Below are 344 nucleotides of genomic sequence, written 5' to 3' on the forward strand. Positions count from 1 at the left end.
GGCCGGCTTCTCCCTGGGCGCGGTAGCGGGCGACCCAGGTGGCCACCGTGGGCCGGCTCACCCGGAACTCGGCGGCCACGTGTGCCTGCGGGATCCCGTCGTGCAGGTGGCGGTGGACCATCCTGAGACGGCCAGTGGGGGTCAGGGGTGCGTTAGCGTGAGTCATGAGTGGGTCTCTTCTGGCAGGTGGGTTGTTGAGGAACTTCCATCCTGCGGGGGTCAAGCCCCTCGTGATGGTGTAGCGGTCTGATCCTTCATGGGGGTCAGGCGCTGAGGCCGAGGGTGAGTTCGGTGTCGGGGTCCACCTCGTCTCCGGTGTTGGTCACGGTGGTGAGCCTGCAGCG

Annotated in this window: 1 protein-coding gene; it reads right to left on the reverse strand. The window is 67.7% G+C overall.

The genetic code is table 11. The features are described from left to right. Window positions 1–166 (reverse strand): helix-turn-helix domain-containing protein (locus D8M29_RS13395; RefSeq protein WP_148110911.1); only part of this gene is annotated, 166 nt, incomplete at its 3' end. Between the last annotated feature and the right edge of the window lie 178 nt (window positions 167–344).

The organism is Micrococcus sp. HSID17227, from assembly GCF_003989405.1.
Taxonomy (GTDB): Bacteria; Actinomycetota; Actinomycetes; order Actinomycetales; family Micrococcaceae; genus Micrococcus; species Micrococcus luteus.